This is a genomic window from Stenotrophomonas sp. 3diitr2024, assembly GCF_042136455.1.
Taxonomy (GTDB): domain Bacteria; phylum Pseudomonadota; class Gammaproteobacteria; order Xanthomonadales; family Xanthomonadaceae; genus Stenotrophomonas; species Stenotrophomonas sepilia.
On sequence record NZ_JBHHMJ010000737.1, the window covers coordinates 1 to 6801 of the forward strand.

Consider the following 6801-nt stretch of genomic DNA (forward strand, 5'->3'; position numbering starts at 1 on the left):
CTCGCCCTGCTGTCGATGACCACGCGCCTGTTCGCCTACATCGGCACCGCTGCCGCCGTCCTGGTGCTGGCCAAGCGCTACGCGGATCGCCCAGGCGCGGGGTGCTGCGACCCAGCGGCATCTTCAGCTTGCCGATCGACAGGATACGGCTTTCGGCGATGCGGTCGGCTGCCCGCTGCGGCGCGATGTTCTCGCGTTGCGACAGTTCGAAGATGCGGGTGAGGTTGTGGTAGATGCTGCGGATCAGGCGCATCGCACGTTCGCGGTTGTAGCCATCGATCTCCAGCGACACGTTCATCACGCCGCCCGCGTTGACCGCGTAGTCAGGTGCATACAGGATGCCGCGCGCATGCAGTTCATCGCCGATTTCCAGGCTCGACAGCTGGTTGTTGGCGGTACCGCAGATGATCTTCGCCTTGATCCGCGGCAGGGTGTCGGCGTTGATCGCGCCTTCCAGCGCGCACGGTGCGAACACATCGGCGTTCACTTCGTGGATCTCGTCGGGCTTGACCGCTTCGGCGCCGAAATCGCTGACCGCGCGATCAACCAGCGCGCTGTCCAGGTCGGTGACATACAGTTTGGCGCCGCGATCGCGCAGCAGCTTGACCAGCTCCATGCCGATGTGGCCCAGGCCCTGCACTGCGATGCTGGTCTTGCCCACTTCCTCATGGCCGAACTTGAAGCGCATCGCTGCCATCAGCGCCTGCAGCGCACCGTAGGCGGTGAACGGGGCCGGATCGCCGGAGCCGCCATGGACCTGGTGCACGCCGGTCACGAACTGGCTCTCCAGGTAGATGTTCTCCATGTCGTTGACGTCGGTACCGACGTCCTCGGCGGTGATGTAGCGCCCTCCCAGCGAGTCGACATAACGGCCGAAGGCGCGGAACAGTACTTCAGTCTTGTCCACTTTCGGGTCGCCGATGATCACCGCCTTGCCACCACCGACGTTGAGGCCGGCCAGCGCATTCTTGTAGGTCATCGTCCGGCTCAGCCGCAGCACGTCGGCCAGCGCCTCGTCGGTGCTGGCATACGGACGCATGCGCACGCCGCCCAGGGCCGGGCCCAGGGTGGTGTTGTGGATGGCGATGATCGCCTGCAGGCCGGCATCGTGGTTGTGGCAGAACACCACTTGTTCGTGGCCGGTGGTGGCGAGGGTTTCGAATAGCATGGCGTCTCCGATGGCGCGAACAGCGGCGAACTGCAGCGAACGGCCAGTGAACGGTAGGGTCCCAAAACAAAAAAAGCGACGTCGTCATGGCTGGGGGACGGGTCGCGCGGCGCCATTCTAGTCCATTCCCCCGGCCGGTGCCGTCGACATCGCATGCCTTGCAGTTAAAGAAGATGAAAATGCGGCCGATGCTGCGACGACGGCGGGTGGCCGGATTCGCGTGAAGAGGCAGGCGGTCAGTGACGGCAAGGGCACCACAACGACAGGGCAGGCGGCGATGACAGCGGCCTGGTGGCGATCGCTGCGCGGCTGGCTGGCGCGTTCGACCGGGGCGGCACCGTCGCGGCTGGTTGCTGCGTCCCGCCAGGCGGTGGCCGCCGCAGCGGCGAGCCTGCAGGGCGAGGCGCTGCCCCCGGCCGAGATCGCTGCACATCTGCACCGTGGCCTGCATGCGCTGGCCCTGTACCCGCGTCTGGCCGGTGAATCCACGCCGGTGCAGGCCGCAGCGCTGGGCGAGGCGGTGGCGCGCGCGCTGCAGGACCGCAACTGGGCGGCCAGGCAGCTGCCCCGCCGGCCGCAACTGCTGCCGCAGCTGATCCAAACCGTCAACGACGATGCCGCCTCAGCGCGGGTGATGGCCGCGATCATCGGCCAGGACCCGGTACTGACCGGCAACCTGCTGCGCATCGCCAACAGCCCGGCCTACAAGGTGCATGAGCGCCCGGTCGAAAGCCTGCAGCGGGCGGTGACACTGGTGGGTACCGAAGGCGTGCGGCAGATCATCAGCGCGGTACTGGTGCAGCCGGTGATGCAGGTGCAGTGCGAAGTGTTCCCGCAGTTCAGCGCGATCATCTGGGAGCACGCGCTGCTGGCCTCGCGCGCGGCCGCCGATCACGCACGTACGGTCACCTTCGGTGATGCCTTCGCTGCGCAGTGGCTGGGCCTGGTGCAGGGACTGGGCGCGTCACTGGTAATGCGCCAGCTGCTGCAGGAAGCGCAGGCCCGCGGCGAGGCCGTGGAGCCGGCGTTGGCCCTGCAGCTGCTGCAGCAGTGGTCGTTACCGTTGGCGCAGCGGGTCGCCGCCGCATGGGAGCTGCCTGAGCCGGTTCACCAGGCCCTGGCCGTGGATGCAGAAGGGGCGCTGGCCGACAGCCTGCGCCTGGCCAGCGCCGCCGCAGCGGCCAGCCTGTTGTGCCGCCATGGGCATGCCAGCCAGAGCCGCATGCTGGCGCTGCTGGAGCAGCTGCCTTCAGCGCCGCCGCATGCTTTGCGCTGGATCTGGCGGCGCCTGCATGGGCGCAGCGTGGAAACGCTGGATGAGGCCGGACAGGACCAGGCCGGCCCGGCGGCCTGAGTACTACAGCTGCGATTCGACCGGCAGCCAGCTGATGGCCCGTGCGGTCCAGCGCTTGCCCAGGCTCGCGCCGGGTTCGGCCTCCACCCAGTGCGGTGGCGGTTCACGCTCCAGCCAGCGTAGCCGGCCTCGGTCGTCCAGCGCCAGCCACCAGCTGTGCCTGGGGTCCGCCAGGCGCAGGTACTCATCGCGCAGCTGCGCCCCCAGCACCGGGTCGTCGAACAGTACGCCCATTTCGGTGTTGAGGTAGGCCGAGCGAGGGTCGAGGTTGAACGAGCCGACGAAGCCGCGGCGGTCGTCGACCACGAACGCCTTGGTGTGCAGGCTCGCGCCGCTGCTGCCGAACATGCCGGCATCGACGGACTGCCCCTGCGCCTTCAGTTCGTACAGGTGGACGCCCGCTTCGAGCAACGGCACGCGGTAGCTCATGTAGCCGCCGTGCACGGCGGCGACGTCGTTGGCAGCCAGTGAGTTGGTCACCACGCCGACCTGCACGCCCCGCCCGGCCATGGCCGAAAAGCCATCCAGGCCTTCGTTGCCTGGCACGAAGTAGGGTGAGATCAACAACGTTTTGTGCCGGGCGGCCTGCAGCTCGCTGATCAGGGTCGACACCAGCCAGGCAGCGCGATCATCCCTGCGATGCTTCATCGGCGGGTCCGAGACGATGCGCACTGCACTGCTCCAGTGCAATGGCTCGGGACTCGGGCGTTGCCGCTGGCGCGATTCGGCCACGCGCGCAAGGTAGGGCCGGGCCACGTCCCGCTGCGCCTCATGATCCGATTCGCGCACCAGCAGGCGCAGCTGTGCATCGGTATGGAAGGCAAGCGCGGATACCGGAATGGCGGCCTCGCTGTTCCAGTAGTCGTCGAAGATCCGGTTGGCCTGCTCCACGGCAGGGCCGGCGACCAGCAGGTCCAGATCCTGGAAGTTCACATCGGTGCGCGCGCTGAAGTACTCCTCGCCGATGTTGCGGCCGCCGACGATCGCGACGCGGCCATCGGCGATCCAGCTCTTGTTGTGCATGCGGTGGTTCACGCTGAAGAAGCGTTGCACCATCTCCACCACGCGCAGGATGCCGGTCCGGTTGCGGAACGGGTTGTAGAGACGGATTTCAATGTTGGGGTGCCGGTCCAGCGCCATCATCAGCGCGTCCTTGTCCTTGGCGTTCATGTCATCGAGCAGGATGCGCACGCGCACACCGCGCTCGGCGGCGTCATGCAGCGCCTTGGCCATCAGGTGGCCGATCAGGTCGTCGTGCCAGATGTAGTACTGCAGGTCCAGGCTGCGGCCAGCGTGCGCGGTGATCATCGCGCGCGCTGCGAAGGCATCCATGCCATCACTGAGGAACGCTACGCCTGATTGCCCGGGATGCGCGTCCTGCAGCGGCACGATCTGCTGGTCGATGCGGGTCTGCGCCGGCTGCAATGGCAGTACATGCGAGGGCACGCCCTGTGCCTGTGGCGTGAGATGGTCGGCCAGCAGCAGCCCGGACAGGACCAGCAGCAACAGCGCGGCGAGGATGATTGCAGCGACGCGCAACAGGCGTCGCCACAGGGGCATGGGCAGGCTCATGCCTCGATGGTAGATCCACGCCCTGCGTGAAGGAATGCCTGCAGGATCGATAGGGCGTCAGCGCCCTTGCCTTCGGCAAGGGATCCGACCCCGCGGGCGTCACGGATGGGGGGCGGACCCGTTTCTGCAGGAAAGGGCCCTGACCCGCAGGCCTCAGAACCGCTCGTCGCTGCCCAGGTAACGCCACTGCGCCGGCGGCAGCGGCCCCAATGCCACGCGGCCGATGCGCAGTCGGCGCACGGCCAGCACCTGCAGCCCGGCGGCGGTCACCGACACGCGCAGCCCCTTGGCGGTCAGCCCCTTGCCGGCAAAGCGCAGGCGCTGCTCGCTTTGCCAGCTGACCTTCGCGCCGCCGGATTCCTGCTGCAGCCGCGCCAGCAGCCACGGTCCTCGCTCGGGGCCGCCTTCGGCCACTTCGATCAGGTATTCCTGTTCGGTGCGGCCCAGATTGCGCTGTAGATGGGCCAGCGTGGCCGGATCCTGGCTGACCACCACCAGGCCGCTGTCGCTGGCCGGAAGTGCAGCGGCCAGCTGCAGGCCGTGGAAATGGCGCTGCAACGGACGGATGTCGCTGGCATCAAGTTCGCTGCGGCTGTCACTGCTGACCAGCGCACACAGGGTCTCAGCAGCAACGCCGGCCGGCTTGTGCAGCAGCATGCTGACCCGCTCGGCCTTTTCATCACTGGCCTGCTCGGCCACGACGATCACCACGCTGTCATCGACCGGGCGCTGCGGCTGTTCCACCACTTCGCCGTCGACCGTTACCCAGCCGCCTTCGATATAGCGCCGCGCTTCGCCGCGGGGGATGCCGAGCAGGGCGGACAGGCGTTTGTCGAGACGGATCGGTTCCATGGCGGGCAGGTCGGGCAGGGGGCGCGCAGTGTAGCTGCTGCGGCCGGTCAGCGCTGGCTGCGGTTGGCCAGCTCGGTCAGGTAGAGACGGGTATCGAACTCCAGCTGCAGGTAATCCGGTTCCATGTGCTGGCACAGCTGGTAGAAGGCCTTGTTGTGGTCGGCTTCCTTCAGGTGGGCCAGCTCATGCACCACGATCATGCGCAGGAACGCCGCTGGCGCCTGGCGGAATACCGTAGCGATGCGGATCTCACGGCTGGCCTTGAGGCGGCTGCCGTGCACGCGGGAAATGGCGGTATGCGTACCCAGCGCGTGCTTGATCACTTCCAGGGTGTTGTCGTAGCAGACCTTGTTGAGCGGCACCGACTTGCGCAGGTAGCGATCTTTCAGCGCCTGGGTGTAGTCGTACAGCTGGCGGTCGCTGCGCACCTCGTGCGGGTCGGGATAGCGCTGCTGCAGCCAGGGGCCGAGCTTGCCCTGCGCCAGCAGTTCGCTGACCTGGGCGACCAGGGGTTCGGGGTAGCCGGTGAGGTACTTCAGGACTGCCATGCAGGGGCGGCGGGGCGTCGGTAGAATGGAAGCATCCAAGATTACACGCGGTATGTACCAACCATGGCAAAGCCCAACGCGCTGCAGGAACAATTGCTCAAGGCCGGTCTGGCCAAGAAGTCGCAGGCCAGCGCCGCCGCGCGGGAGCAGGCCAAGGCCCGCCAGGGCAAGGCCGAATCGGCCTCGGCCGAGGTCCAGCGTGAGGCTGAACGTGCCCGCGCCGAGAAGGTCGAGCGCGACCGTGCGCTGGCCGCCGAGCGCAATGCCCAGGCCAGGCAGGCGGAACAGAAGGCACAGGCGAAGCAGATCATCGCGGCCCATGCAGTACCCCACAAGGGCGATGACGAGTATCGCTTCAGCGATGGCGCGGCGATCCGCACCCTGCTGATCGACCCCAAGCTGCGCAAGGCGCTGTCGGTGGGCGTGCTGGTCATCGTCGCCAATGGCGAGGGTTACGCCCTGCTGCCGCGCGCCGCCGCCGAGAAGGTGCGCGAGCGGGCCCCGGAGGCGATCATCGTCGACCACGGCCAGCCGGGCTCGACTGCCGAGATCTCCACCGGCAACGCCGAGGACGACGCCTACTACGCCCAGTTCCAGGTGCCGGACGACCTGATCTGGTAAGCAAAAAGGGGACGGAGGGGATTAAGTCGCGATCGCCCCGATTGGATCCGTTGGCGTTCTGCTCAGCTTGCTGAAGGCGCACCGGGCACGGCTCGGCGCAACACTGGCCTGCTCCTTTGTGCGCGGGTGTATCGTCCCCATATCAGGCGACACACCTGCGGAGGAAGACCATGGCCACCGGTTGGGCGGGAGATGGCGCGGTCCAGGACCAGATCGACGCCACCGTCGACGATGCGATCGCCCGCGCGCGCCGCCAGCTGCGGCAGGGCCCGGGCCTCGAGCACTGTGAGGAATGTGAAGCGCCGATTCCGTTGGCGCGACGTCGTGCTGTGCCGGGAGTTCGCCTGTGCGTGGCGTGCCAGCAGGCGCATGACGAAGAAGAGCAGGCGCATGCCGGTTACAACCGGCGTGGCAGCAAGGACAGCCAGCTGAGGTAAGGGGTGCTCGGCAGGGCTGCGCCCTGCACCTGCTTGGAGCAACGGCAACGGCAACGGCAAAAGCGTGCTATCCGTGGGATGGCGGGGTGGGTCCGATTGAGGGGGACGCTGCAAGTACGTCCATGTAGCTCGGTCGCCGCATCCATGCGGCTCACTGATCTGGCCCCCCGTCAGCGGACGCCAAGAAGCGATACTTTGATCGCACTTGGAGGTCCCTTATGTCCCGTATCACCCGTCGTAGCTATACCG

The 6801-nt window shown here is 67.3% G+C and carries 7 protein-coding genes; 3 read left to right on the plus strand and 4 right to left on the minus strand.

Annotated elements, in window-relative coordinates:
* Window positions 1–1168, minus strand: a 1168-nt coding sequence (locus ABGA94_RS19390; protein ID WP_375367951.1) for a Glu/Leu/Phe/Val dehydrogenase dimerization domain-containing protein, incomplete at its 3' end; no start/stop codon positions are given.
* 277 nt (window positions 1169–1445) lie between these two features.
* Between ABGA94_RS19390 and ABGA94_RS19395 the strand changes: the two genes are divergently transcribed.
* Window positions 1446–2522 carry an HDOD domain-containing protein gene (locus tag ABGA94_RS19395; protein ID WP_095377663.1) on the plus strand — a complete coding sequence of 359 codons (1077 nt, stop codon included), beginning with the start codon at window positions 1446–1448 and terminating at the stop codon, window positions 2520–2522.
* A 3-nt stretch (window positions 2523–2525) separates the two neighbouring features.
* On the opposite strand, the gene ABGA94_RS19400 is transcribed toward ABGA94_RS19395, so the two are convergent.
* The 3 genes from ABGA94_RS19400 to ABGA94_RS19410 all read right to left on the minus strand — a co-directional run bounded on the left by ABGA94_RS19400 (window position 2526) and on the right by ABGA94_RS19410 (window position 5494).
* The gene (locus ABGA94_RS19400; protein WP_375367952.1) at window positions 2526–4082 is read right to left on the minus strand and encodes a phospholipase D family protein; all 1557 of its coding nucleotides are present in this window, start codon (window positions 4080–4082) and stop codon (window positions 2526–2528) included.
* 165 nt (window positions 4083–4247) lie between these two features.
* Window positions 4248–4946, minus strand: a complete 699-nt coding sequence (locus tag ABGA94_RS19405; RefSeq protein WP_065185471.1) for an RNA pseudouridine synthase — start codon at window positions 4944–4946, stop codon at window positions 4248–4250.
* A 47-nt stretch (window positions 4947–4993) separates the two neighbouring features.
* Window positions 4994–5494, minus strand: coding sequence for a M48 family metallopeptidase (locus tag ABGA94_RS19410; protein ID WP_053499398.1), 501 nt, complete (start codon window positions 5492–5494; stop codon window positions 4994–4996).
* Between the two features lie 63 nt (window positions 5495–5557).
* On the opposite strand from ABGA94_RS19410, the gene ABGA94_RS19415 reads away from it, so the two are divergent.
* Window positions 5558–6115: a DUF2058 domain-containing protein gene (locus tag ABGA94_RS19415; protein ID WP_005418186.1), complete on the plus strand. Its 558-nt coding sequence runs from the start codon at window positions 5558–5560 to the stop codon at window positions 6113–6115.
* A gap of 170 nt (window positions 6116–6285) precedes the next feature.
* Window positions 6286–6552 carry a DksA/TraR family C4-type zinc finger protein gene (locus ABGA94_RS19420; protein ID WP_005418184.1) on the plus strand — a complete coding sequence of 89 codons (267 nt, stop codon included), beginning with the start codon at window positions 6286–6288 and terminating at the stop codon, window positions 6550–6552.
* Window positions 6553–6801 lie beyond the last annotated feature (249 nt).

Bases quoted from the DNA above. Each gene is read 5' to 3' on its own strand.
- ABGA94_RS19395 (WP_095377663.1), top strand. From the start codon at position 1,446: ATGACAGCGGCCTGGTGGCGATCGCTGCGCGGCTGGCTGGCGCGTTCG.
- ABGA94_RS19410 (WP_053499398.1), bottom strand. From the start codon at position 5,494: ATGGCAGTCCTGAAGTACCTCACCGGCTACCCCGAACCCCTGGTCGCC.
- ABGA94_RS19400 (WP_375367952.1), bottom strand. From the start codon at position 4,082: ATGCCCCTGTGGCGACGCCTGTTGCGCGTCGCTGCAATCATCCTCGCC.
- ABGA94_RS19405 (WP_065185471.1), bottom strand. From the start codon at position 4,946: ATGGAACCGATCCGTCTCGACAAACGCCTGTCCGCCCTGCTCGGCATC.
- ABGA94_RS19420 (WP_005418184.1), top strand. From the start codon at position 6,286: ATGGCCACCGGTTGGGCGGGAGATGGCGCGGTCCAGGACCAGATCGAC.
- ABGA94_RS19415 (WP_005418186.1), top strand. From the start codon at position 5,558: ATGGCAAAGCCCAACGCGCTGCAGGAACAATTGCTCAAGGCCGGTCTG.